Origin of the sequence: Thiohalorhabdus sp. Cl-TMA (assembly GCF_041821045.1) — a bacterium.
GTDB classification, from domain to species: Bacteria; Pseudomonadota; Gammaproteobacteria; order Thiohalorhabdales; family Thiohalorhabdaceae; genus Thiohalorhabdus; species Thiohalorhabdus methylotropha.
Genome location: NZ_JBGUAW010000013.1, coordinates 1 through 23,285, shown reverse-complemented (window position 1 = coordinate 23,285; position 23,285 = coordinate 1). Strand labels below are relative to the sequence as shown.

The 23,285-nt window shown below is 64.9% G+C and carries 21 protein-coding genes and 1 pseudogene; 9 read left to right on the top strand and 13 right to left on the bottom strand.

Going from position 1 to position 23,285, the window contains the following annotated elements; all coding sequences use genetic code 11:
• Positions 1 to 40: 40 nt before the first annotated feature.
• The 6 genes from ACERLL_RS16280 to ACERLL_RS16255 all read right to left on the bottom strand — a co-directional run bounded on the left by ACERLL_RS16280 (position 41) and on the right by ACERLL_RS16255 (position 8,772).
• Complete coding sequence (locus tag ACERLL_RS16280) at positions 41 to 2,572, bottom strand: PAS domain S-box protein (RefSeq protein ID WP_373657163.1); 2,532 nt, start codon at positions 2,570 to 2,572, stop codon at positions 41 to 43.
• A 382-nt stretch (positions 2,573 to 2,954) separates the two neighbouring features.
• A complete protein-coding gene (gene bfr / locus ACERLL_RS16275) occupies positions 2,955 to 3,431 on the bottom strand; it encodes a bacterioferritin (protein ID WP_373657162.1) in 477 nt (158 codons plus the stop codon).
• A 162-nt stretch (positions 3,432 to 3,593) separates the two neighbouring features.
• A complete protein-coding gene (locus ACERLL_RS16270; protein WP_373657161.1) occupies positions 3,594 to 4,889 on the bottom strand; it encodes a DUF2325 domain-containing protein in 1,296 nt (431 codons plus the stop codon).
• A 12-nt stretch (positions 4,890 to 4,901) separates the two neighbouring features.
• Complete coding sequence (locus ACERLL_RS16265) at positions 4,902 to 5,189, bottom strand: hypothetical protein (protein WP_373657160.1); 288 nt, start codon at positions 5,187 to 5,189, stop codon at positions 4,902 to 4,904.
• A gap of 190 nt (positions 5,190 to 5,379) precedes the next feature.
• Positions 5,380 to 6,507: a PepSY-associated TM helix domain-containing protein gene (locus tag ACERLL_RS16260; RefSeq protein ID WP_373657159.1), complete on the bottom strand. Its 1,128-nt coding sequence runs from the start codon at positions 6,505 to 6,507 to the stop codon at positions 5,380 to 5,382.
• A gap of 93 nt (positions 6,508 to 6,600) precedes the next feature.
• Positions 6,601 to 8,772, bottom strand: a complete 2,172-nt coding sequence (locus tag ACERLL_RS16255; protein WP_373657158.1) for a TonB-dependent receptor — start codon at positions 8,770 to 8,772, stop codon at positions 6,601 to 6,603.
• Positions 8,773 to 8,957: 185 nt separating this feature from the next.
• Between ACERLL_RS16255 and ACERLL_RS16250 the strand changes: the two genes are divergently transcribed.
• From ACERLL_RS16250 to ACERLL_RS16225, 6 genes are all read left to right on the top strand, one after another.
• Entirely contained in the window at positions 8,958 to 9,083 is a 126-nt protein-coding gene (locus tag ACERLL_RS16250; RefSeq protein WP_373657157.1) for a hypothetical protein, read from the top strand.
• Positions 9,084 to 9,216: 133 nt separating this feature from the next.
• On the top strand, positions 9,217 to 9,642 hold the full coding sequence (exbB, locus tag ACERLL_RS16245) for a TonB-system energizer ExbB (RefSeq protein ID WP_373657156.1): 426 nt from the start codon (positions 9,217 to 9,219) through the stop codon (positions 9,640 to 9,642).
• Complete coding sequence (locus tag ACERLL_RS16240) at positions 9,639 to 10,022, top strand: ExbD/TolR family protein (protein ID WP_373657155.1); 384 nt, start codon at positions 9,639 to 9,641, stop codon at positions 10,020 to 10,022. Before exbB ends, ACERLL_RS16240 begins: the two co-directional genes overlap by 4 nt.
• The gene (locus ACERLL_RS16235) at positions 10,019 to 10,987 is read left to right on the top strand and encodes an energy transducer TonB (RefSeq protein WP_373657154.1); all 969 of its coding nucleotides are present in this window, start codon (positions 10,019 to 10,021) and stop codon (positions 10,985 to 10,987) included. The genes ACERLL_RS16240 and ACERLL_RS16235 overlap by 4 nt, the downstream gene beginning before the upstream one ends.
• A 215-nt stretch (positions 10,988 to 11,202) precedes the next feature.
• Positions 11,203 to 11,460 (top strand): hypothetical protein, encoded by a 258-nt coding sequence (locus tag ACERLL_RS16230; RefSeq protein WP_373657153.1) that lies wholly within the window; start codon positions 11,203 to 11,205, stop codon positions 11,458 to 11,460.
• A gap of 73 nt (positions 11,461 to 11,533) precedes the next feature.
• Positions 11,534 to 12,232 carry an SOS response-associated peptidase gene (locus tag ACERLL_RS16225; protein ID WP_373657152.1) on the top strand — a complete coding sequence of 233 codons (699 nt, stop codon included), beginning with the start codon at positions 11,534 to 11,536 and terminating at the stop codon, positions 12,230 to 12,232.
• 5 nt (positions 12,233 to 12,237) lie between these two features.
• On the opposite strand, the gene ACERLL_RS16220 is transcribed toward ACERLL_RS16225, so the two are convergent.
• The 4 genes from ACERLL_RS16220 to dinG form a co-directional block, all read right to left on the bottom strand.
• Positions 12,238 to 13,527: a Kelch repeat-containing protein gene (locus ACERLL_RS16220; protein WP_373657151.1), complete on the bottom strand. Its 1,290-nt coding sequence runs from the start codon at positions 13,525 to 13,527 to the stop codon at positions 12,238 to 12,240.
• Between the two features lie 442 nt (positions 13,528 to 13,969).
• A complete protein-coding gene (locus ACERLL_RS16215; protein WP_373657150.1) occupies positions 13,970 to 15,169 on the bottom strand; it encodes a Kelch repeat-containing protein in 1,200 nt (399 codons plus the stop codon).
• A 520-nt stretch (positions 15,170 to 15,689) separates the two neighbouring features.
• On the bottom strand, positions 15,690 to 15,851 hold the full coding sequence (locus ACERLL_RS16210; protein WP_373657149.1) for a hypothetical protein: 162 nt from the start codon (positions 15,849 to 15,851) through the stop codon (positions 15,690 to 15,692).
• A 142-nt stretch (positions 15,852 to 15,993) separates the two neighbouring features.
• Positions 15,994 to 18,102, bottom strand: coding sequence for an ATP-dependent DNA helicase DinG (gene dinG / locus ACERLL_RS16205; RefSeq protein WP_373657148.1), 2,109 nt, complete (start codon positions 18,100 to 18,102; stop codon positions 15,994 to 15,996).
• Between the two features lie 494 nt (positions 18,103 to 18,596).
• On the opposite strand from dinG, the gene ACERLL_RS16200 reads away from it, so the two are divergent.
• Positions 18,597 to 18,803: a DUF2188 domain-containing protein gene (locus tag ACERLL_RS16200; RefSeq protein WP_373657147.1), complete on the top strand. Its 207-nt coding sequence runs from the start codon at positions 18,597 to 18,599 to the stop codon at positions 18,801 to 18,803.
• 383 nt (positions 18,804 to 19,186) lie between these two features.
• On the opposite strand, the gene ACERLL_RS16195 is transcribed toward ACERLL_RS16200, so the two are convergent.
• Positions 19,187 to 20,254 (bottom strand): sodium:calcium antiporter, encoded by a 1,068-nt coding sequence (locus tag ACERLL_RS16195; protein ID WP_373657146.1) that lies wholly within the window; start codon positions 20,252 to 20,254, stop codon positions 19,187 to 19,189.
• A gap of 206 nt (positions 20,255 to 20,460) precedes the next feature.
• Between ACERLL_RS16195 and ACERLL_RS16190 the strand changes: the two genes are divergently transcribed.
• Together ACERLL_RS16190 and ACERLL_RS16185 are read left to right on the top strand one after the other, a co-directional pair.
• Positions 20,461 to 21,396 (top strand): SDR family oxidoreductase, encoded by a 936-nt coding sequence (locus tag ACERLL_RS16190; RefSeq protein ID WP_373657145.1) that lies wholly within the window; start codon positions 20,461 to 20,463, stop codon positions 21,394 to 21,396.
• Positions 21,397 to 21,477: 81 nt separating this feature from the next.
• The gene (locus ACERLL_RS16185) at positions 21,478 to 22,140 is read left to right on the top strand and encodes a type 1 glutamine amidotransferase domain-containing protein (protein ID WP_373657144.1); all 663 of its coding nucleotides are present in this window, start codon (positions 21,478 to 21,480) and stop codon (positions 22,138 to 22,140) included.
• A 45-nt stretch (positions 22,141 to 22,185) separates the two neighbouring features.
• Here the strand turns inward: ACERLL_RS16185 and ACERLL_RS16180 are convergent, their stop codons facing one another.
• Together ACERLL_RS16180 and ACERLL_RS16175 are read right to left on the bottom strand one after the other, a co-directional pair.
• The gene (locus tag ACERLL_RS16180) at positions 22,186 to 23,100 is read right to left on the bottom strand and encodes a P-type ATPase actuator domain-containing protein (protein ID WP_373657143.1); all 915 of its coding nucleotides are present in this window, start codon (positions 23,098 to 23,100) and stop codon (positions 22,186 to 22,188) included.
• 6 nt (positions 23,101 to 23,106) lie between these two features.
• A pseudogene (locus ACERLL_RS16175) lies at positions 23,107 to 23,235 on the bottom strand (cation-transporting P-type ATPase); the annotation flags it as partial.
• Positions 23,236 to 23,285: the final 50 nt, after the last annotated feature.

Genomic DNA, 23,285 nt, shown 5'->3' with positions numbered 1-23,285 from the left:
GGATGGGGCGTAGGAGGGACCTGGGGCCGTCGTGGCGCCCTTATTCAGGGAGCGGATCCGGCCCTGCTTGCCAAACGCCGGAAAAGGGTAGGGTGAACCGGAAGGTCACGCCGGGCCCGGCATTGGGCTCCGCCCAGAGCCGGCCGCCGTGGGCCTCCACGATGGACTGGCTAATGCGCAGCCCGAGGCCCATGCCATGCCGCTTGGAGGTGAAGTAGGGCTCGAAGACCTGCTCCAACTGGGCCTCGGATAGGCCCGGACCGTTGTCCTCCACCGAGACCAGGGCGCATTCGGCATCCAGCGCGTCCGTGGTTACGCGGATGCGGCCCCTTCCCTCCACCGTACCGTGCTCGGCGACGGCATCGGCGGCGTTCCGGATCAGATTGAGCACCACCTGCTCCACCAGGGTGGCGTCCCCGTAAATGGGGGCGAGCTCCGCGCTCAGCACGGACCGAAGCTCCGCGCCTTTCGCGGTGGTTTCGCCCTCCACGATGTATAGGACGTTATCCAGCAGGGCGTTCAGGTCGAGCTGCTCCCAGCGGGAATGGTCCCGGCTTACCAGGGAGCGCAGCTGGTTGATGATCTTGCCCGCCCGCTGCGACTGCTTCTGCATCTCCTCGAGAATGCCGCGCACTTTCCGATAGTCCGGCTCCGGCCGTTCGAAGAAATTCAGGCAGGCCTTGCTGCTGGCGCTTATGGCCGCCAGAGGCTGGTTGAGCTCGTGGGCGAGCTGGGTGGCCATCTCCCCCGCGGTGCTGAGCCGCGAGGCGTGGGCGAGCTCGCTCAGGTGACGGCGGGCGAGCTCTTCCGCTTCCTTGCGCTTGGAGAGGTCGTAGCCGAAGCCCACCAGATAGCGCTCGCCGGCGATGGTCACCAGGTGGCATTCCAGGTCGAAAGGCACGCGCTCACCCGCCGCGCTGAGCAGGTCGAGCTCCACCTTGCCTTCGCCTTGCTCCAGGGTTTCGCGGAGGGTGTCCTGGAGGCGAGCCCGCTGGTCGTCCGGGAACAGGTCCACGGCTCCGGAGCTGGCCAGGACCTCCGGAGGCCGCCCGGTGAGCCGTTCCAGATTGCGGTTCCAGCGCACCAGTCCCCCTTCGGGAGTGGCCACCCCGAAGAGGCCGGGCATGTTCTCCACCATGGCGTGGATGAAGTCCCGTTCCCGGGCCAAGCGCTCCTGGGCTTCCTTGAGGTGGCGGATGTCCCGGAAGACCACGGAATAGAAGGTCACCTGGCCGGAGCTTCCGGTATGCGCTACGATCACGCCGCTCACCGGGATCTCCGCTCCGTCCTTGGCCCGCAGGATATGCTCGCCTTGCCAGACCCCGTGCTTGCGGGCCAGGGGCAGGATCTCTTCCACCGTCCAGGCGCGTAGCCGGGCGGGCAGGAAGTCCTCCACCGTGAGGGTGCTCAGGTCCGCCTGCTCATCGTACTCGAGCAGGCGGCGGCCCGTGGGGTTCAGATAGAAGGTCCGGCGGTCCGGGTCCGTCATGCAGACGAAGTCCGGGGAGGCCTCCAGAACGGCCGACAGCCGGTCCCGGGTCTCCGCTGTTTCGCGCGCTTCGGTGACGTCGGTAATGAAGCCTTCCAGGTGGGGCTGGAGCTGGCCCGGGTGGGTGACCGGTCGCCCCCGTTCCCAGACCCAGCGCACGCGGCTCTCGGCATCGCGGATCCGGTAGGTGATCTCGTAGGGGTGATCGTTGGCCACGGCCTCCTGGACCCGGGTCCAGACCAGCCCCTGGTCCTCCGGATGAATGAGCAGGCTGTAGTTGCTGCCGAAAAGCCGCTCAAGCTCGGCGGGATCATAGCCGGTAATCTCGGAGAAACCGGGGCTGACGAACTCCATGGACCAGTCGGGGTCGTTCCGGCTCCGGAACACCATGCCCGGCAGATTGCCGAGCAGCACCCGCAGGGAGCGCTCCCGGGATTGCAGCTCCTCCCAGAGTGGGGTGACGGTGTGGTTGTAGATGCTTGCGCCCAGAATGCCCAGCAGCCATCCGCACAGGCCCGTGATCCAGAGTGCCCGCTCGAAGGGGTCCTGGATGCTTTCCAGGTTTTGTGTGGCCATGACCGCCCCGGAATCGCCGGGCAGCGGCTGGTAGGCGGTGATCACCCGCTTGCCCCGGTAATCCCGGCCCCGGACGACTCCCGATTCCCCGGCCAATGCGCGGGCCATGGGCTTGGCCCAGCCCTGGGCGGGGGAGGTGAATACGGGCTTTTCCGGCTCGGCAGCCCGCTGGCGGAAAGTGATGAGCATCTGACCGCCTTCGTCCCGGCCCAGGATGATCTCCCGGCCCTTGCCGAGATTCCCGTTGCGGCGCAGGGCCTCCATGGCTGCCAGGGAACCGGCGCGATCGCCCTGCTGGAGCGGGAAGGCGGAGGAGGGATGGCCTTCGGCGGACCCTTCGCTGAGGCGCTGGATCAACTGGACCTGATTCTGAAGGTTGTTCCGTAAATCTTCCTGGGCTTGGTCCAGGGCCGTCAGATACAGGAAGAAGATGCCGAGCAGGCTCGCCGCTATGGGGAGCGATACGAAAAGGGCAGCCAAGAAGAAGGACGGAGGCCGTTCTTTCATGGAAAACTGCTCAAACTGTGGAGGCCTTGAAAGCGCGATTCCCGGTGAGGAAAAGGGCTATGAATATTTAAAGAGACGACGGGCATGACACCCCCACAGGGTGAGGAACCTAATGGGATTAAACTATGCCTTCTTTGGCGATAGGCCAAAAGTGGAAAGCGAGCGGCAGCAGGGTAACGCAGCCTTCGGCCATGATTCAGCCGGTGGGGAATGCGGAAGGGGATGAAACCACCTCCCTCTGCGACCGCGGAGGGGGGGGGGAGTTCAGCAACGACGGACTTCGGCGGGGGGAGCGGACGGTAGGGAAGAAGAGCGCCGCGAAGGAGCCGGCCAAGTCCCGGCTCCAGCGTGCGGAGCGAGCCAGGGGCGGGGCCCCTGCCTGCTATTCGGCGTCTTCCATCTGATTCTGCAGGTAGTTCTGCAGCCCCACCTTGTCGATGAGCTCCAGCTGGGTTTCCAGGAAGTCCACGTGCTCCTCCTCGTCATCGAGGATGCGCTGGAAGAGCTCCTTGGATACGTCGTCCCGATTGTCCCGGCAGTAGACGATGGCCTCGCGCAGCAGCGGAATGGCGTCCTGCTCCAGGGCCAGGTCGTTGCGCAGCTGTTCCTGGACGTCCTCGCCCACGCGCAGCTTGCCGATGTCCTGGAGGTTGGGCAGCCCCTCGAGGAACAGGATGCGCTCCATGAGGTTCTCGGCGTGCTGCATCTCCTCGATGCTTTCCGTACGGCTCTTCGACGCCAGCTTTTTCAGACCCCAGTCCTCGCACATCTTGTAATGCATGAAGTACTGGTTGATGGCGGTAAGCTCGTTCGTGAGCACCTTGTTGAGATATTCGATGACCTTGGCGTCGCCCTTCATGCCAGTCTCCCAATAATAGTTTTCATTCGTAAGGATCTGATTCGGAGGGTGCGGAAACCCGCGCGCATGCGGCCTCCCGTCACCACTCCCGGAGGATATACTGTAAGAAAAATGATTTAAATAGGCGGCTTTTTTAAAATTCCGGAGAAAATCCAATCATTCTCATTTCCCGGGCTGGCTGGCGTGGTCGGCGAGCCTGGGCAGCGCTCGGGCGAATGCGGTTATTCCGGAGCTTTCCAGAAGCAGGCAGGGGACGCCCTGCTGCTTGCAATGGTCCTTGATGCGGCTGGTGGCCTCATGGCTCACGCAATCCAGGGGACAGACCACCTGGTCGGCGCGGTTTAGGAGCTGTTGGAGCCGCTGACTGCTGTCCTCCAGGCCGCCGTCGTGGTGCAGGAAGCTGCCGTTGTAGCGCTCCACCAGCTGGCGATAGCGGTGGGCGAGACCGCTGCGGCCGCCCACGCAAAGCACGCAGCGCCCCTCCAGGTCGGTCCATTCCCGGGCCGCGCAGGGACCGCCCGTCTCTCCGTGCGCCGCCGCGCAAGTCCCCGTATCCGCCTTCGAGCGCGGCTCCGGTTCCGAGCGCTCCGCCAGCAGCCGCTCGGCTCGTTCCGCCTTGCCCGCCTGGTGGTGGAGCTGGCGCTCCAGGCGCTGGATCTTCTGGTGGAGCTTGCGGACTTCCGTGCCCTCCTCCCAGGCCCGAAGGCGTTCCTCCAGGGATTCCACCCGGCCTTCGGCATTCCGGGCCCGTTCACGCCAGCTCTGCACCTCCTCCAGGGCTTCCTGCTTTTCCCGGTGGTGGCGGTTGGCCTGGCTCATGGCTCCCTGCAGGCGCTCGGTTAGGCGCTCGCAGGAATCCTCCAGCTCCGCGAGCCGGCGACGGTCGGCCCGGTTTCCCGCGCCCACCTGGTGACTCAGCATGTGGACCTCGCCGTATATCTCGTCGGCCAGTTTCCGGGTGGTGGCGGGATGCGTGGCGAGGGCCCAGAAGGCACCGGCGATGCGGCCCTCCTGCCACTCCTCGTTCCATTGCTCGCGGAGGCTGTTTTCGTCCTGGAGCGCGTTGAAGCGGCGCAAGGCGCCCCGGAACTTCCGGTCCATGAGTCCCTGGAGGCGCTGGCTGACCGGACTCTTCTCGCCGGCCAGGGTCACGAAGCGGGTATGCACCGTGTAGTCGGTTTCGTCCCGCAGGTCCTCCATCCAGAAGCGGCTGGCCAACGAGCGCAGGTCCTCGACGTCCAGGCAGGTGCCGATCAGGGCGCAATGGAAACGGTGCGGCAGGTTCCACAGCTTGCGCCGGGCCTTGCCCGCGGGCTGGTCGGGGGCGCGGAAAGACACCATCTCTTCTCCGGAGATCTGGTTGGATGCCCTGGCGGCCGGTTCCTTGGTCCGGGTGGAGGGCGGTACCGGTGCCGAGCCGCGGCCCATAAGAATGGAAACGGGGTCCTTGCTTTGCATGGGCCTCCCTCCTTATTGCGGATTCCGGAGCGTCCAGTGGGCGGTTCCGGGTACCGTGGTCAGCTCCGTACCGATCAGGCCGGTCCAGTGGGCCAGCTGACGACGGAGGTAGGTGCGGTAGTCGGGCTGCTCCAGGACCCGGGGCTGACGCAGGAGCAGGGTGAGCTGGTTGATCACGGCGCGCGCTACCTCCGTATCCGGGCTACGGGCATAGCGGGCCACGAGAAACCGCAGGCTGTTCTCCAGCGTGTCCGTTCCGGGGGCTAGGCTTTGCCGCAATGCGGTGGTAGCAGGCGGCATGGATCCCTCCCGTAACTGAATGAGAATTATTTTCATTTTTAGAGTAAGGGCTCGGATGCCTTCGGTCAAGCCCCGTTGCGGCTTCCGGAAGGTTTTCGGCCTACCGGAGGCCCGGCCCCGGGTAACAAGACGGTATCGACGTTCCGAGCCCTGCATGGAGGAGCACGCCCCAGGACCGGCTATCCCCGGATCACCGGCTGCCTGCGCGGGCGCCACCGCCCCGCGGGCGTGCCCGTTTCCGGCGGAGCTTCCGGCGCCGCCACCAGATGTAGGTGCCGGTGAGGAGGAACAGGGTCGGCAGCAGCCCCGCCACGAAATGGGCCGTGCGCGCCGCTGTTCCCCCGTAGGTGCCGATATGGAGGGGATAGAGGTGGTCCATGGCGTAGTCGCCGGGACCGGCCTCCTGGAAGTCATAGGCGGCGAGGAGCGCGCCGCTGTCGGGATGGAGCAGGATGCGGCTGTTGCCGATGGGATGCCATTCGCCCGGGTAGCGCATGCGCGCCTGGACGGCTCTTCCGGCCTCCGTGGGGAAGCCGAGGAGGGTGATGCGGGCCTCCGGAACCGCCTCACGGGCCGAGGCCACCATGGCCCGGACGTGGTCCGGCGGCATGGGGCCGGCTTCCTCCGCCAGCTCGATCGGCGGCGGGAAGTGCGTTTCTTCTCCCGTGACCGCGTGGACGGTGTCCTGAACCGCGTGGTGGAAGATCAGGTAGATGCCGCTGGCGGCGATGATGGCCAGGAAGGGCAGGCCGATGAGGCCCGCCCAGCGGTGGCCGTCCCGCGAGAGGTCGGCGAGGGAGGCCGTGGAGAGCCCGAGCCCGGTGCGTAGCCACTTCCAGCCCGGCCACCAGACCACGATTCCGGTAATCGCCAGGCCCAGCATTGCGATGGCCAGAATGCCCATGCCCGTTTCCAGCCAGGCGCCGCCGAACTCGCCGGTGTGGATCACCCGGATCGGGGTCTCCAGCGTGGAGAAGGCCGCCCGCTCGCCGAGCACCGCTCCGGTATACGCATCCACGTAGACCCGCGGTCCGTGATGGCCCTCCAGAACCGCCTTGTAGACGCCCGTGGGCTCGTCGGGCTGCATCAGCAGCCAGATGGGGCGGTCCGGGTGGGCTTCCGACACCGCGTCGTAGGCGGCGGCCAGGCCCACCGGTTCGGATCCCGCTTGCGGCTGGGACTGGAGGATCTCCGGGTGGAGCCATTCATCCAGGGGCTCGGCGATCACCAGCCAGGCTCCGAGCAGCCCCTCCACCGCCAGGAAGAGCCCCAGGATCAGGCCGGTCCAGCGGTGAACGCTCATCAGTGTGCGGCGCATGTCCTTCCCTTTCCATGGACGACAAAAGAGGGACCGACGTAGCGGTCCCTCCCATCGCATTGCCCGAACTTGCAGAGGTCGGCGTGCTCCCGGTCAGTAGGTCATGGTGTATTCCAGGGAGTAGGAGCGGCCTCGTCCGGCGATCACCGCGGTTCGACCCGGCATATCGAGGTTATATACCTGTCCCAGCGGAGTGATGTACTGCTTGTCCAGCAGGTTGCGGATTCCCAGGCTCAATCTGCCGGGTCCCACCTGGGCCTGCCCGCTGGCATGAAGGAGGGTGAACCCGTTGAATTCTCCTTCCCCATAAGCCCACTCCGATCCATCGAAACGGTCCCGGTCGAACAGGTGCTTGGCCTGCAGGCGAGCGGACCAGCGCTCGGAGGGCGCGTACTCGGCGTAGGCGGTAAGCTCGGGCGGGGAGATCCGGATGCCCGAGAGGTAGGCGTCCAGGTCGCTGTCGTTGCTGCTACCGTCCTCCGTGCGGCCTTCCTGCCAAGTGGCCGTGCCGCCGAGCCGCAGCGCCCGGGTGGCCTGGACGTCGCCGGTCAGCTCCACGCCGTAGATACGCTCTTTTTTGCGTTCCAGCTCAAGGTCGGCGCCTTCAAAGGTGGTGCCCAGGTCGGAGGTGCTGACGAAGGCGGTCGCGGTGGCGCGCCAATGGTCGAAACGACCCCGCCAACCGAGCTCGTAGTTGTTCACGATTTGCGCTTCGGGGTCGAGGGCCTCGGCGGAGGTGTCCTCGCCGTCCGCGCTCTTCGTCCGCAGGACCCGTCCGATGTCGGCCACGGAGTAGCCCTGGCTGAAGCTGGCGAATAGCTCCTGGCTGCGGGTCAGGTAATGCACGGCTCCGAGGTTGAATACCGTTTCACTGTAATCGAGGGTCCCGCCTTCGATGGTGCCGGGATTGTTGACCGTTTCCCGCTGGAAGGTGGGTACATCCACCTGGAAATTTTCATAGCGGACGCCGCCGCGCACCAGCCAGTCCCGGCCCAACGGGGCCTCCAACTGGAGGAACGGCGAATAGCTGACCTGCTCCATTTCGGGGACGTTGGTACGGCCGTCGATAAGGGGCTGGGAAGTCTTCTCCTGGCCCAGGTCGATGCCGTAGACGGCGTTGAGGAAGCCGATGGGCCGGTCGTGGGCCAGACGGAAGCCGGTATGCTCTGTCAACAGCTTGGATTGTCCTCCGCCCGTATCGTAGCCACTGAAATAGGAGAAAAACGTCTCGTAATCCTGATAGTAGAGCTGCGACGACAGCGTCCCGCCCAGGAAGTCGGCGTGGGTGTAGTCCAGGCTGACGTTCAGATTTTCCGTGCCTGGATCTTTCCCTTCAGGATCCCCCTTCACAGCGACGGTCTTGGTGTCGGTCTGGGTGTCCCCCGTGGATCGGTCGGCCGTGTGGTCGGCGTCCTGGGTCCGTTCGTAGTAGTTCGCGGTGAAGCGGATACGCTGGTCGGGGCCGATCTGGTAGCCGAGCTTGGTCTGGGCGTTGTACTCCACGGAATCGGAGAGTCCGCCACCCTGGGAGAACCCATCCGGGGGCACCACATCGCCTTCGCCGTCGTACCAGGTACCGGTCTCCTTGGCGCTGAGGTTGACGCTGTAATCGAAGGCGCCGCTTCCGCCCCGAACGCCCTGGTAGACCCGGCTTCCGAGGCTGTCGCTGTCGTCGGTCTGTCCGGTAACGCCCACCGTGCTCTGGAAGGCGGTACCTTCCACGCCCTCGCCGCTTTTGGTGATGAAGTTGATGATGCCGCCGGTGGCGCCGAAGCCGTACGTGGCTACCGCGCCCCGGATCACTTCCACCTTTGCAACGGCTTCCGGCGCAATGGAGCGCAGGAATTTGGAGGTCGGACGCAGGGTGGCATTTTGCGGCACGCCGTCGATCATCACCAGGAAGTCGCGGCCCCGGACGTGCTGCGATAAGTTGGTCAGGTTCTCCGAGGATTGACCCAGTCCGGGCACTAGGTTGGACAGGATCTCCCCCATGTCCTGCGTGAACCGGGTCTGCTCCTCGATCTGCTCCTCACCGATCACCGTCACCGAGCCCGGAATGGCGGAAAGGGGCCGCCCCTGGCTTGTGCGGGTGGTGGAGACGGTGATCGGCTCCAGCTCTTCGCCGTCCATTCCGGATTGCGCATGGACGACGCCCGGAACCGCCAGCGCCGCGAGGGCGGAGCCGAGGGCGAGCTTGGCCGGTCCTTGAATCGGCCGGGTCGGAGTGCAGACCTTTCGACCCAGCGGCGTCGATTTGTCCGGCATGTCTTCCTCCGTTTGGGGTATGGGGACATGTAATCGCCCGAGTGGGCACGGGCAGTTTTAAAATGCGAAGCATAATGATAAGGATTATTATTTTCAAAAAAAACACATTCTGCCGCAACACCCCGCCTCCAACCCCCTTGTCCCGTTCCTTGGCGGTCTGTCGGAGCCGCTCCTGAGATGTCGGCGTGGGAACGTCCTGCTCCGGCCCGTTCCGGGACCTCAAGACCGTCGGGCTGATCCTGCCCGTTCCCTGGCCGCTCGCCGGGTTTCGGCAGGGGAAGGAGACCTGCGTGAAGAACGAATCGGTGTGAGGGGAGGTGGGCGGTCCGGTTACGCCTCGGCTGGAAATGATAACAAGAATCGATTACTATTGAGCGGACTAACCGTACCCAAATAAACGCCTATTCGGATCCGGGCAGGCGACGGACTGGAGCGCTCTGAGCGATGGAACTGCTGAAGGAATATCTGGACTACGGGGTCATCGGGCTGCTGGGCTTCATGCTGTTCGTGGCGGTGGCGTTTGCGGTGGAGCGCTGGCTGTACTACCGGCAGGTGGCGGTGGAGCGGTTCGGCCACCTGGAGACCTTCCACACCGCGCTGACCCGCAACCTGACGATCATATCCAGCGTGGGGGCCAACGCGCCCTATGTGGGGCTTCTGGGGACGGTGCTGGGGATCATGATCACCTTCTACGACCTGGGGCAGGGGGGCGACATCGAGACCCAGGCGATCATGACGGGGCTGGCGCTGGCGCTGAAGGCCACGGCCATGGGTCTGCTGGTGGCGATCCCGAGCATCCTGTTCTACAACGCGCTGATGCGGAAGGTGGATGTGCTGGTGGCGGAATGGAAGCGGGTGCATGAGTCATGAAGCGGTTCGACGACATCAACGTCATCCCCTTCATCGACATCATGCTGGTGCTGCTGGCCATCGTGCTCACCACCGCCACCTTCATCGCCCAGGGCAAGATCGACGTGACTCTGCCCGAGGCGGAATCGGCGAAGGAAACCTCCGAGGAGCCTCCGGCGCGAATCACCATCGATAGCCAGGGCCGGTTCCACTTCAACGGTGAGGCCATCGGCCTCGAAGCGCTGGAGAAGCGTCTGGACGGCCTGAAGCCCGAGGATCCCGTGGTGCTGCGGGTGGATAAGGGCGTGGCCTTCGGGCGCTTCGTCAGCGTGATGGATGCGCTCAAGGCCCGCGGCCTGAACCGGCTCTCCATTCAGGCTCGGCAGGCCGGGAACGGATGAGGTGTCGACGCTGCGAGGCCACCGGCTTCGGCGTGGCCACGGGCCTTGCCGTGGCCCTGCTGGCCATGGTCCTGTTTTTTCAAACCCCGGAAGCCGGCGGCGGCGGAGAAGGCGGCGAGTCCGTGCCCATGAAGATGGCCATGTACAAGGCCGCTGCCTCCGCCAAGCCCGCGCCCCAGCCGAAAAAGCAGGCCGAATCCGAACCGGATAAGCCCCCGGAGCCCCGAAAGCCGGAACCGCAGCCCAAGCCCGAACCGGAGCCGGAGCCCGCTCCGCCCGAGACGCAATCCGTCCCCGAGCCGGAGCCGAAACCGCCCGAGCCCGAGAAGCCGACGGTGAAGACCGCGGCCAGGAGCGTGAAGCGGGCGGCTCCCGAGCCGGAGAAAAAGCCCCGCGATCCGCAGGAGAAACCGCCGGAGAAGGAAGTCCGTCCGGAGCCCGAGAAACCGGAGCCCAAACCCGAACCGGAGCCGCAGGAGCGGCCTCGCGAGAAGGAGGTGACCGAAGAGCCCGAGACGCCGGAACCGCAGAAGGAAGCCCAGAAGCCCGAGAAGAAGACGGAAGACCAGACCCGGGAGCGCCAGGCGGGGTCCAAGACCGGCAAGGAGCAGGAAAAGTCGGCCGAGTCCGCTCGCGCGGCGGGCAGCCCGGATCGGGCGCCGGCCGCGGGCTCGGGGCTGGATCCGGACTATAAATCCGCGCTACGGGCGGCGATTGAGGCGAACAAGCGGTATCCGCGCCGGGCCCGGATGCGGCGGAGGAGCGGCACGGTCACGGTGGGCTTCACGGTGGAGGCCAGCGGCCGGATCACGCAGGTACGGGTGCTAAACGGCGCCGGGTCCGGCAGTCTGGAACGGGCCGCCCGGGAGGCTGTGGAGCGCGTGGGCCGGTTCCGACCCCTTCCTGACACCATCAACGGTGATCGGGTCAACCTGACCGTGGCACTGCGCTTCCGTCTCCCCTGAGCGCGGGATCCCGCCGGGAGCCCGCGCTTCTAAGGATTTTCCCCACTTCCGCATTCCGCCGCCCGCCAAGAACTTCCGCGCCGCTCGCCCGTTCCAACGGGAAAGAAGCTTGTTCCACGATTGTGCGGACCGGGTGGACGAGCCCTAGCGGCCGGTTACCCCGCGCCCGCCATTCCGGAGCGTGAAGTCCGAGCGGCGACAAGGGAGAAGTGATCATGCATGAGACCATAACGCGCAGAGCGATCGCCACGCTGGTGGAGGACGGCAATCTGCACCAAGTGCGCCTGAAGCCGGTGGAGGGCGGCTACACGGTCTGGGTGGAGGCCGGAGAGCAGCCGTTGCCACTGGCTTCCGACCGCTCGGAGAAATTTCCTCATATGTACGAATACGAGGAGGAGGTTATGGCCTCCGAGGACGAGGCCGCCACGGAGCTGAAGAAAATGGGGATCTTTGACTACTCCGTGGAGCATTAGCCGAAAGGTCCGGGCTCCCGCGCCCCGGTGCGATCCATTCCCTCAGTCCCTTTAGCGGCTTGGAGCGGTGCCCATGTGCGGACGTTACGGTTTGTTCACGCCCGAAGAGGATCTGGCGGAGCTGTTCCGGGCACGGATCCGCGATACGGATTGGCGCCCTTCCTATAATCTGGCGCCTTCCCAGACGGGGATGGTCTGCCGGGAGCCCGAGGCCGGGCAGCGGGAGCTCTCCGCCCTGGAGTGGGGGCTGATCCCCTTCTGGGCCAAGGACCCGCGGGAAACCCGCTCCAAGTACAGCCTCATCAATGCCCGGGCGGAGTCGGTGGCCGAGAAGGCCTCCTTCAAGGCGGCCTTCAAGTACCGGCGCTGCCTGATCCCCGCCGACGGTTTCTACGAATGGCACACCGAGGGAACCGGGCCGAAGCAGCCCTACTGGATTCGCTTCCGGAGCGGCAATCCCATGAGCTTCGCCGGTCTCTGGGAGCGTTGGGAAGGCACGCTCGACGGGGAGCGGCGCACCCTGGAGACCTATACCATCATCGTGGGACCGCCCAACGAGCTGCTGGGCCGCATCCATTACCGCATGCCGGTGATCCTGGGCCAGGAGGATTGGGATATATGGCTGGACCCCGGCATGAAGGAAACCGAGGCCCTCCGTCAGCTCCTGCAGCCCTATCCGGCCGACGGTATGGAAGCCTATCCCGTTTCCCGGCGCGTCAATAACCCCAAAAACGATCAGCCGGAGCTGCTGGAAGCGACGGAAGAGGGTTAGGGGGCTTATTCGCTTCGCAGCCAGAAAGTCCAGGTAGTGGGCGTCTCACCCTCTTCCGCGCTCTCATCCGCCTTGGCGAGGAAGACGTACATGCCGGTTCGGGGGTCGCGGGCTAGGGTGTCCCATTGGGCATGGGCATCGTCGGGCCCCGTTCCCTCCAGCTGGAAATCGGACCACTGGTTCGCCTGCGGGTCGTAGGCCCACATCCGCAGCTGGCCGTCCATGCGCTTGGCCACCAGGGCCTTGCCGAGCTCGGGGGCCCATTCGATGGAAAAGGACCCCTTCACCACCTGCCCGTTATAGCGCAGCTGGGCCATGCTCTTGATCTCGCCGGTGGCCGCGTTGATCCGCTGCCATTTCTGGTTGGCGAATACGATGTGCCAGTCCGTTTCCGGATCGTGGGCGCTGTAGACCTCGCTGTACTCGCCCTGCTGGTACTGGATGTTATTGAGCGCCGTCCGCCAGCTTCCGGATTCCGTGTCGTATACGTAGACCTTGCCGGTCTCCCGGGTCCCCACCACCGTGACGACCGTGTCCAGCTCGCGGTCGTAGGCCAGATTCCAGGGGGCGATGGTGCCGCTGTTGCCGAACTCGAAGGGGTCCGGTCCCAGGTCTGTCCAGGCCCCGTCGGCGTCGCCCTCCTGCGGGTCGTAGCACCAGAAACGCTGCTTGAGCAGGCAATAGCCGTGTCCGGGCCACCAGGCCATCTGGGCGTAGGAGTGCTTGGTGACCGGTCTGCCCCGGGGAGTGCGGATATCCACCTCCCAGCCACCCCCCCGGGAGCCCTCCAGGCGGTTCACCAGCTGCTGCCGCTCGGATTGCGACCGGTCCGGGTACCAGCCTTCATCTTCCAGCCAGCTCTGGGCATTTTCCCAATTCTCTTCCTCGGTGAGCTGGCCCCATTCGTTCGCGGCAATGTCGTAGGCATCCACATCGTTGCCGCCGTGGGTCTTGTGGCCGCCGCCCCAGTAGTAGACGTAGCCATTGCCCGCGGTGATTCCGGAATAGGGGCGGTATTCCGGCTCTCCCGGCTCTGCTTGCGGGTCCTGTCGTAGCCAGGTCCCCGCAGGCCCCTCCGGAGAAAATTGCGAATCTGACCCTTGGCCCGCCGAATCCTGCCCGTTCCCGGATCCTGCATCCCCACCGCAGGAGGCGAGAAGGAGGCTCAGAAAGACGGCACCGAATTCCCGACGGGCTCGGGCCGGAATGGGCGGTTCGTCGTGAGGCCGTTGGGTCGTATAGGGCAGGGCGCTGACGCGGGTCTGGCTCTGGGTGGATATCGGTGGATATGGCACTTTCGGACCTGTTTTTATATTTGGTTTTAGGTTTCGAAAAAACCAAGAAATGCGAGAGGCTCCCGGTGTCATTCTGGCTTGATAGTATGTAAAGATTTCCTTACATGTCGGCGAAGAAAAATTGGTCTATATGGTAAATATAGGCCTTGTACTTTCATGTAATATTATTTTTTTGGGGATTTCACTCGGGAAAATTACTAATAAGGTCCGCTTGGTATTTCTTCGGGAAGTCCGGTCAGTTTCCACCGGCATCTGTATCCGGTCCCGAGGGCGGCAAAAGGGCGAGCGTGAAGCGGGCTCGGGGAGGCAGTGGGGGAGGGAATGAGTCCTGCGCGGCGAATGCGGACTGCACGAGCATTGAAGCCGGACGTCGGGAAAGTGCCCGTACGTCCGGCTTGGGGAGGCTCGGCCAGCGAGCCGGCCGATGGTCGGGAAAGGCTGGCTAGCTTCCGGAGATCTTGAAGGTCCAGGTTTCCGGGATCTCCGTGGCGTTCTGATCCTCCTTGGCGACGAAGACATAGACCCCGGTCTTCGGATCGCGGGCCAGGGTATCCCAATTGGCGTGCGCATCCGTAGGTCCCTCTCCGTCGAGCTGGAAGCGGGACCAGCTGTTCGCCGAGGGATCGTACGTCCAGAGCTGGAGCTCGTTATCGATGCTGACGGCCACCAGCGCACTATCCAGTTCAGGCGACCACTCCATGGAGAAGGACCGGAGCCGGGGGCCGTACTGGTCCTCCTCGAGCTTTCCGTCAAGCTGCGGGTGGCTCCGGAGCTGGGCCATTTCCTTGACCTCCCCCGTGGTAAGGTTCATCCGCCGCCACATCTGGCCCGCATAGACGATGTGCCACTCGCTGTCCGGGTTGTAGGCGGAATAGACCTGGCTCCAGGAGCCGTCCGCCCGCATGGAGAATTCGGGTAGCTGCCGCCAGGGGTTGCTCGAATTGTCCGGTTGGTAGACAAAACCTCCGGTTACACCACCCCCGGCCGCGTACACCGTGACCAGGGTGTCCTGCTTGGGGTCGTAGGTGAGGTTCCAGACCGAGATGCTGCCCTCGTCATCGAACACCCCGCTGAAGGGGTTGGATGCGAGCTCCTGCCAGGCACCGTCCGAATCCCCCTCCGACGGGTCGTAGCACCAGAGGCGCTGCTCGAGCAGGCACAAACCGCGATCCGGCCACCAGGCCATTTGGCTGTAGGAGTGCTTGGGGAGTGGCCGGCCCCGCGGGGTAAGGATGTCCACATCCCAGCCGCCGCTCTGGGAGCTCTTGATTGCCTGTTTTTCTTCGTCGGTCAGGTGGTCCCAGCTGTCCACGTTGTTCCAATTCTCCTCCTCGGTGAGCTGGACCCATTCATCCCCGGCGATGTCGTAGGCATCGATATCATTACCGCCATGGGTGAAATGCCCGCCTCCCCAGAAATAGGCACGGCCGTTCCCGGCCACCACGCCGGAGTAGGGGCGGTATTCCGGCTCCCCTTCGCCCGCTTTGGGATCCTGCTGGAACCAGGTACCGGCGGGGATATCGGTCCCGGAGGTTTGCTGGTTGCCGCCGGAACCTCCGCCGCCCGAGGAGCCACTGCCGCAGGAGGCCAGCAGGACGGTCAGGGACACCAGGCCGAGCTTGAGCAGCGGGTGCGCTTTCATGGACGGGCCTCGACCGCCGGTATCCGGATACAAGGGATGCACACAGGGACTGTCCGTATTACAGGTCGGTAGGGTTCGCATCTCCCCCTCCCTTTGTTTTAAATGTTGGGTGGTTGTGTATAAAATTTCTACATTGAATAAGTGGTGTATTTTATTTTTACAGTGTTTGTAAATTTTATTTTACAATTGTGATTTTATTTAGGTATTCCCCGTAGTTAATTTAATTGTTCATAAGGTTTTTCTTTAGGTGTTTGTCCAAATGCTTTTCTCCCACCTCACATTAAAGTTTGATCCATGACTATTCAGGGAAATACCTAACCCGTGTATTTCTCTGATTTGCTTGAACAGTAATGGACAGAGCAATGGGACAGAAAAAATGGGTTTACGAGCGGCGGCAGAGAGGCGTCCTTTCCCCTGAACAGGACCAGGGCACCTCGGGATTCAATGTGGGGAGAATCGGGGACGGGGAGACGGGTGGGGGGAGTGGACCGGACAGGGGGGCGGCCGGCTATCCAAGGGCTCATCGGCCCTTGGAGCGGTTGTTGTCGATGGTTTCCTGGGCCTCTTCGCGGGACTTCAGCTGGGACTGGATGATGTTGGCGGCGAGGTCCTCCACGGTAAAGGAGCCATCGTCCTCCTGATAGGCCACGAAGCCCTCCTCCTCGAAGATGATCTTTCGCATCCCTCGCCCCTTCCGGGTGGCCGTTGCATGAATCTCTATATCAACCAGACCCGGTGGGGGCTGCCATTCCGGGAGAACCCGATCCCCGAAGGCGTGGGATCGCCCATCGGGATTCGGAGGCTCCAATGAGCTCGTGCGGGGGTTACTCGAAATGGCGGGGAATGGGCGGAAGGCTATCGAGGAGGTCGCGGCCGTAGGGCTTGGTCACCACCCGGGGATCCAGGATGGTGACGGTCCCCCAGTCCTCCTCGCTGCGGATAAGGCGGCCCACGGCTTGGATCAGGCGCAGACTGGCGTCGGGAAGGCTGATCTCGAAGAATGGCTTTCCACCCCGCGATTCCACCCACTCGTGGGTGGTGGCCTCCACGGGGGTTGTGGGAACGGAGAAGGGGAGCCGAACGATCACCACATGCCGGCAGAGCGCGCCCGGAAGGTCCACGCCCTCGGCGAAGGAGGCCAGTCCGAACAGGACGCTGCCCCGGCCCGCCTCGATCTCGGCCCCGTGGTCGGCCAGCAGGCGCTCCCGGCTCACCGTGCCCTGGCAGCGGGTGCGGGCCTGCCATTCGGAAGGAAGCCGCTCGTACACCGCTTCCATCTGGCGCCGGCTGGTGAACAGAACCAGGCTGCCCTGTCCCGCCTCCAGACGCTCGGGCAGCAATTCGCTGACGGCCCGGGTATGGGCCTCGGTGTCCCTGGGGTCGGGAAGCCGGTCTTGCGGAACCTGGAGCAAAGCCCGTCCGTAGTCGAAGGGGGAGGGGAGGCGGTAGCAGTTGGCCCGTCCTTCGTCGGCGAGGCCGATCTTGCCGAGGAGCCGGTCAAACCGGCCCAGGGAGGTGAGCGTGGCGCTGGTGATGAGGGCGGCGGCGCAGCGGTCCCAAAGGGATTCCCGCAGCTGGTCGGCCGCCGAGATGGGAGAGACGGAGACGCGGAAATCCGAACGGTCGCCCTGCTCGGAAAGAATCTCGATCCATCGGGCCAGGGGCGGCCGGTCTGGCGGGTCGGTTTCGGCGAATCCGGACCAGGCGGCCTCCAGGTTCTCGCAGCGCTCGCGGGCCATGCCGAGGCGGGGGAGCGCCTTGTTCAGGGCATCCTGTTTCGCCTCGTCCTTCTGGGAGCGTGCTTCCTCCAGGGCCTTTTCCGCCTTGTTGGTCAGCTCCCGGAAACGAGCCGCCAGCTCGCGGGCGGGTGCGGCCACCCGCCCGGCCAGGGTGCGCAGGTCCTCGGGCACCTCGCCACGGGGGAAGCGCCACTCCTGCTCGGCGTCGCCGGGCCAGCTGGCGGCCAGGGTGGTGTGGGCCTCCTGCAGGAGGCCATCCAGGGCTTCCGAGCGTTGCTGGACGCTGTCCGCCAGCTCACCGAGGCTGTCCTCATCTCCGAGGGCCGCGGCCGTCTCCGCGACCGCCCTGGGCAGCTCGGACACCCAGCCCCGGGCCGCCTCGCAGCCGGCCGCGGCGTGGAACTGGTCCACGGCGCGGCCCGGCAGGTGGTGGCCTTCGTCGAGTACGTAGAGACACTTCTCCGGCGGCGGCAGCACCACGCCGCCGCCCAGGGCCAGGTCCGCCAGCACCAGGTTGTGGTTGGTAACCACCACGTCGGCCCCCCAGACCCGGTCCCGGTCCCGGTAATAGGGGCAATGCTCCCGATGGGCGCAGGCGCCCCCGGTGCAGCCGTGGCGGTTGGTGGTAACCAGGGAACGCACCTGGCCGGATAGGGCCTCGGGCCAGGCGTCCAGATCGCCGTCCCATTCCTCCGCGCTCCAGGCGCGGTGCATGGCGGCCACGGCTTCGCCGTCCGCCTGGGACGGACGCTGGGCCCAGACCGCGGCATCCAGCGCCAGCTGGTCGCTGCCTTCGTCCTCCGTGGCCGCCCGCTCCAGATCCCGGATGCAGGCATAGCGCCCGCGTCCCTTGGCCAGCTGGGAGCGAAACTCCAGCTCGCCGTAACGGGCCACCAGCGGGAGGTCCTTGTCCAGGAGCTGCTCTTGCAGCGCCACGGTTCCGGTGGAAACCACCAGGGTCTTCTCCTCCTCCTGGGCCACCACGATACCGGGCAGCAGATAGCCGAGAGACTTCCCGGTTCCCGTCCCCGCCTCCAACGCCAAAATCCCGGGTCCGTCATCGGCGCTGGAAAAGGTCCGCCCCACCTCAGCGATCATCCAGCGCTGCACCTTGCGGTCGCGGAATCCGGGGAGGGTCTGTTTGATTCGCTCGAAGGCGGCGCGGATGCGGGTCTTGGCTTCTTCAGAGGGCATGCTTTGCGGGCTTTCAAGGGATGTTCGAGAGACGAGGCCCTGTGGCTTGGCGGTTCCGGGCACGTCGTAATGATAAAGGGGCCGGACGATCCGGGAAATGCTTGCTCCCGAGCAATATGCGGGGGTCCGGCTCGGTGGCCGATACGCTCCGGATATTGGGGGACAGGACCAAGTTGTTGGAATGGGTCGATATTTACACTCGGAAAATCAGAATCTTTTGTTTTTCCTGATTATGGTGGGATCTCATTGGCTTCCCTCAAATAGTTCCCCGAAAAATTCGTTCTCCATGCGAATTCCCTCGCCGGGGAGGTTTTCGGATAGGGGTTGGGGCGAATCAGGACCCGCCCGCTTCCAGGAATAGTGATCCGTGTTCTGGGTCACAGTATGAAACAGGGTGGGTCGGACTTGCCGGGGGTGCTGCGTTATTTCTCTGCCGCAGGGCCGCTCGGACCCGCCCTGGATCTGTGAACCCTTCCGAATACAGGAGAAAGGCCATGGGCGATCGCACGCCATATTGGGTCATCAGCCATGGGAATGAATGGGCCGTGAAGCTCGAGGGAGAGAACGAGGTAATGCAGACCTTCTCGTCCCATGAGGACGCCCGGGAAGAGGCTATCCGCCTAGCCAAGGAGCATACCCCCAGCGAGATCAAGGTGCAGGGGGAGGACGGCAACATCGTGGAGCGGCAAAGCTACGACTGAGCATGTCGGTTGCGCCCGGTTGGCACCAGAAAGGTACGTGAAATCCGGGCCCACGAGGTTTGCCAGCAGCCAGCAAGGCCTTACGCCGTCACGGCGTAAGGCCTTTCCTTACGGCAAAGTTCGCCTATAACCGGTTAACGGAAAATATAGTTATATTGGGATGATAGGCAATGCGCTTTTCTTTGTGGGGGGCATTCTGAATTTGCTTTCCGGGTTTCTCGAGCTCTTTGGCGCCTTTTTTTCGCAGTGGGCAGCTTCGGCATGCTCATGGGGAGCATGGGGAACCACGCGGTTTTCCGGTTTCACGAAAAGCTCAGGCGCGATTACGGAAAGGACTTCCTGGAATAAGAGCCGGACTCTTGAGTGGCGCCTATATGGGGCTCTCAATGTCCCCCGGCATGGCCACCGCTGGCTGCCTCGGACGGGGGCAGGCTGGGGACCAGATCGATAAGGCCGAAGGTCTCCACGCCCATCCAGACGACGAACAGCGCATAGAGGCCCAGCAAGCTCCAGGCCTCTTTCCGGCTCAGCACCATGTGAGTGCGCATCATCAGGAACAGGGCGATGGTGGCCAGGGTCAGCACGCCCATCATGGGGGCGGCGATGGAGAAATTGATGGTCGCGGCTCCGGCGATCAAAACGCCCATGGGGATGGCCACGAGCAGATCGAAGATGTTGCTACCGAGGACATTGGCCACGCTGGTCACGGACCTTCCCGAGCGGGCGGCCTTGATGGAAACGAAGGCGTCGGGAACCGAGGTGCCGGCCGCCACCACCGTGATTCCCCAAAGGAATCTGGGGGTTCCGAACAGGTCGCCGAAATGGATGGCGGCGCGCACGAGTCCTTCTACCCCAGCGAGGATGGTTACCAGGGCGGCCAGCAGCAGCCCCCATTCCCGCAGGGGCCGGATATTCCCCGCCTCCACCTCCGGGGTATAGTCCATGGTGTCCTGGTACTGCACGAAGACATAGAGGCCATAGAGGGCGATGGGCATGAGCGCCAGGCTGCGGTTGATCTCGCCCAGAATGACGCCCTGGTCGTTGGCCACGGGGAAATAGATGGCGGCGAAGGCGAAGGTGAGCGTCAGCACCGCCACGGCGATCATGTAGAACTGGGCTTCCTTGTAGACCAAGTCCCGGTTGGCGGGCAGGAACCGGTGGCCGAATAGCCCGGAAAGGGCCGGGATGACCAGGATATTGAACAGGGCGGAGCCCACGATGGCCGATACGCCCAGCTCGAACGCTCCATGGAGCAGCGCCGACAGCACGGCGGTGGACAGCTCCGGGAAGCTCGACCCCACGGCCACCACGATCGCTCCTTGTACGATCTCCGGCAGCTCGTAGTAGACCGAGAGCCGCTCGCTGGATCGCTCCAGCCAAGTACTCCCCTTCCAGACCACTGCCGTGGAAACCAGCGCCACCAGCGACCAGAGTGCTATGGATGCAGCCACGAAACGCCCCCTTCTCCTCCGGAAAAATGCGCATACCGTGGCACGTGCGGGCGCGCCTGTCTCCCGCCGGGAGCGTTCCTATCCGGGTGGCTCCCATCCCGGCGCGGGCTGAACCCGCATCCCATTGCAGAGCGGCTGGTGTGGGGTGATAAGGAGGGAAATGGTTCTTCAACTCCTTGCAAGACAGCCAACCGGAGGTGAGGGCCATGACCATGGACCTCGACGAATCCTCTGCAGGAGCCGAGAGCCCGCGGTCCCGGGGACCGCAGATGCAGAACGAGCCCGTACCGCCCTTCCCCGAGCAGCACCAGGGGGAGCCCGGGCTGGAGTCGGAGCTGACCCCCGCTCCGCGCTGGCGGGCGCCCAACTACAGGCCCGCGGACAAGCTGAAGGGCAAGGTGGCCCTCATCACCGGCGGCGATTCGGGCATCGGCCGGGCGGTGGCCTACCTCTACGCCCGCGAGGGCGCCGACGTGGCAATCACCCACCTGCCCTCGGAGCGGGCGGATGCCGAGGAGATTCAGCAAGCCATCGAGGAAACGGGTCAGCGCTGTCTTCTGCTCGAGGGCGACCTGGTTCAGCCCGAATTCTGCCGGGATGCCGTCCGGGGTACGGTCGAGCAGCTGGGGCGCCTGGATATCCTGATCCAGAACGCCGCATGGCAGAACCGCAAGCCCGATGTCACCTTCGTCAATGACGAAGAGCTCGACCGCACCTTCAAGACCAACATCTACGCCTATTTCTGGCTGGCGCGGGAGGCCGTGCCCTATATGGAGCCCGGCTCCTCGATCATCGCCACCGGCTCGCAGGTGGCCCTGACCGGATCCTCCCGCCTTCCGGAGTATTCGGCCACCAACGGCGCGGTCCACGCCTTAACCCGGACCCTGGCCGAGGAGCTCCGCGGCAAGGGTATACGCGCCAACTGCGTGGCGCCGGGACCGGTTTGGACGCCGCTGAACGTGGCGGATCAAGGCGTGAGCGCCGAGGAAGTGGCGAGCTTCGGTCAGGGGCTGGGCAGCTCGCCCATGGGCCGTCCGGCCCAGCCCGAGGAGGTGGCGCCGAGCTACGTCTTCCTGGCCTCGGATGCCGATGCCAGCTTCATTTCCGGAATCGTGCTGCCGGTGATGGGTCAGGCCGGCTGATCCGGCTTCCAAGGGGGCGGTTTCCCCCAGCCGCCCCGTCCTTCATGCACTATTCGCTGCGATTACCGAGGAGACCTTGTCATGAGCGAGCAGCCGAGAATCCTGATGGTGGTAACCAGCCACGACCGTATCGACGACAATCACACCACCGGGCTGTGGTACGAGGAGTTCGCCGCTCCGTATCGGATCTTTCGGGAGCAGGGCGCCGAGGTGGTGGTGGCCAGCCCCAAGGGCGGGCCGGCGCCCATCGACCCGCGAAGCGCGCCGGAGGACACCAGCGGCGACGAGGCCTGGCCGGCGATTCAGGCCACGAAAGCGCTGGAAGAGGTATCGGAGGCGGAGTATGACGCCATCTTCCTGCCGGGCGGACACGGCACCATGTTCGATTTCCCGGAGAATGCCCTGCTGGTCCGGGTCATCGAGCGCCTGAACAACGCCAACAAGGTGGTTTCCGGGGTCTGCCACGGTCCCGCTGCCCTGGTGCATGCCAACCGCTCGGACGGCCACCCCATCGTGGAAGGCCATACCCTGACGGCTTTCACCAACGGCGAGGAGGAGGCCGTGCAGCTCAAGGAGCTGATGCCGTTCCTGCTGGAGAGCCGGCTGCGGGAGGCGGGCGGCCAGGTGGTGGCCGCCGATAACTGGGAGAACCACGTGGAGGTGGACGGCAACCTGATTACGGGGCAGAACCCGCAGTCCAGCCGCCATACCGCCCAGGCGGTCATGGACGCTTTGGCCTCCTGAGCGTTCGAGGCGGAAAACCACCGGGGGATCGTTTATCGCAGGCGGCTATCCGGGTATTCGGCCTGAACCGCACCGGTTGCGAGCCCCGCTCGGTAGCGGGGATGGGTAGGCAGTGGGGCTCGGCGTGGAGCGCCTGTCAGTCTCCTTCCAGGCGTCGCCGAAAGGGTGTCCACGCTGATGTCCGAGTGCCGCAGCGCCGGGGCGTGGTTGACGCCGTCCCCGGTGACGGCCACCACCTCGTCCTGCGCCTCCAGGGCGCGCACGATGCGGACCTTGTGCTCGGGCGAAGACCCCGATCCCGCCGATGCGCTCCGCCAGCTCCTCCTCGGACAGGGCGTTGAGGGCCGCGCCGTCCAGAACAGCGCCCTCCATCCCCAGCTCCCGGGCCATGGCTTCCGCGGTGATCCGCTGGTCGCCCGTGATCATCTTTCCGCCGATGCCCGCCCGACGGCAGAGCGCGATGGTCTCCTTCACCTCCGGGCGCGGCGGGTCCATGAGGCCCACCAGTCCCTCGAAGGTGAGTCCTCGGATATGGGGCTCAAGAGGCCCTTCCGGGTCGAATTGCTCCGCGGCGATGCTTCCCGAGGCGGTGGCGATGACCCGTGTGCCCTGGGCGGCCAGGCGTCCGTTGGCCGCCGCGAGCTCGCGGCGGTCCGCTCCGGTCAGCGCCGATTCCTCCACCTCCAGTCCCGAGGCGAACAGCAGCCGACCGTCCGCCGGTACCCGGACCCGGTCGCCGCCGTCCAGCAGGACGATGTCGCCGGGAACCAGATCCTCCGCGCGGATCATGCGGCGCTGGCCGTCCCGTCGGACCTCGGCCTCCGGCGCCAGCATGCCCCGCAGAGCGGCCAGGGAACGCTCCGCCCGGTATTCCTGGTAGAAGCCCAGTACCGCGTTGAGCAGCACCACGCCCAGGATCACCACCGCGTCGGTCAGATCGTCGTTGGCGGCGGCGAGCACCGCCGCCCCCACCAGGAGCAGGATGAGGAAGCTCCGGAACTGCCGGGCCAGAATGCGCCAGGGGCTCCGGCCCCCCCGGCGTTTTTCAAGGTAGTTGTCGCTTCCCCGGGACTCACGCTGCGGCTTCCTCCGTATCCGAGCGAAAGGCTCGCTCGGGGTTCAGCCAAACCGATCCGGCCGGTGTC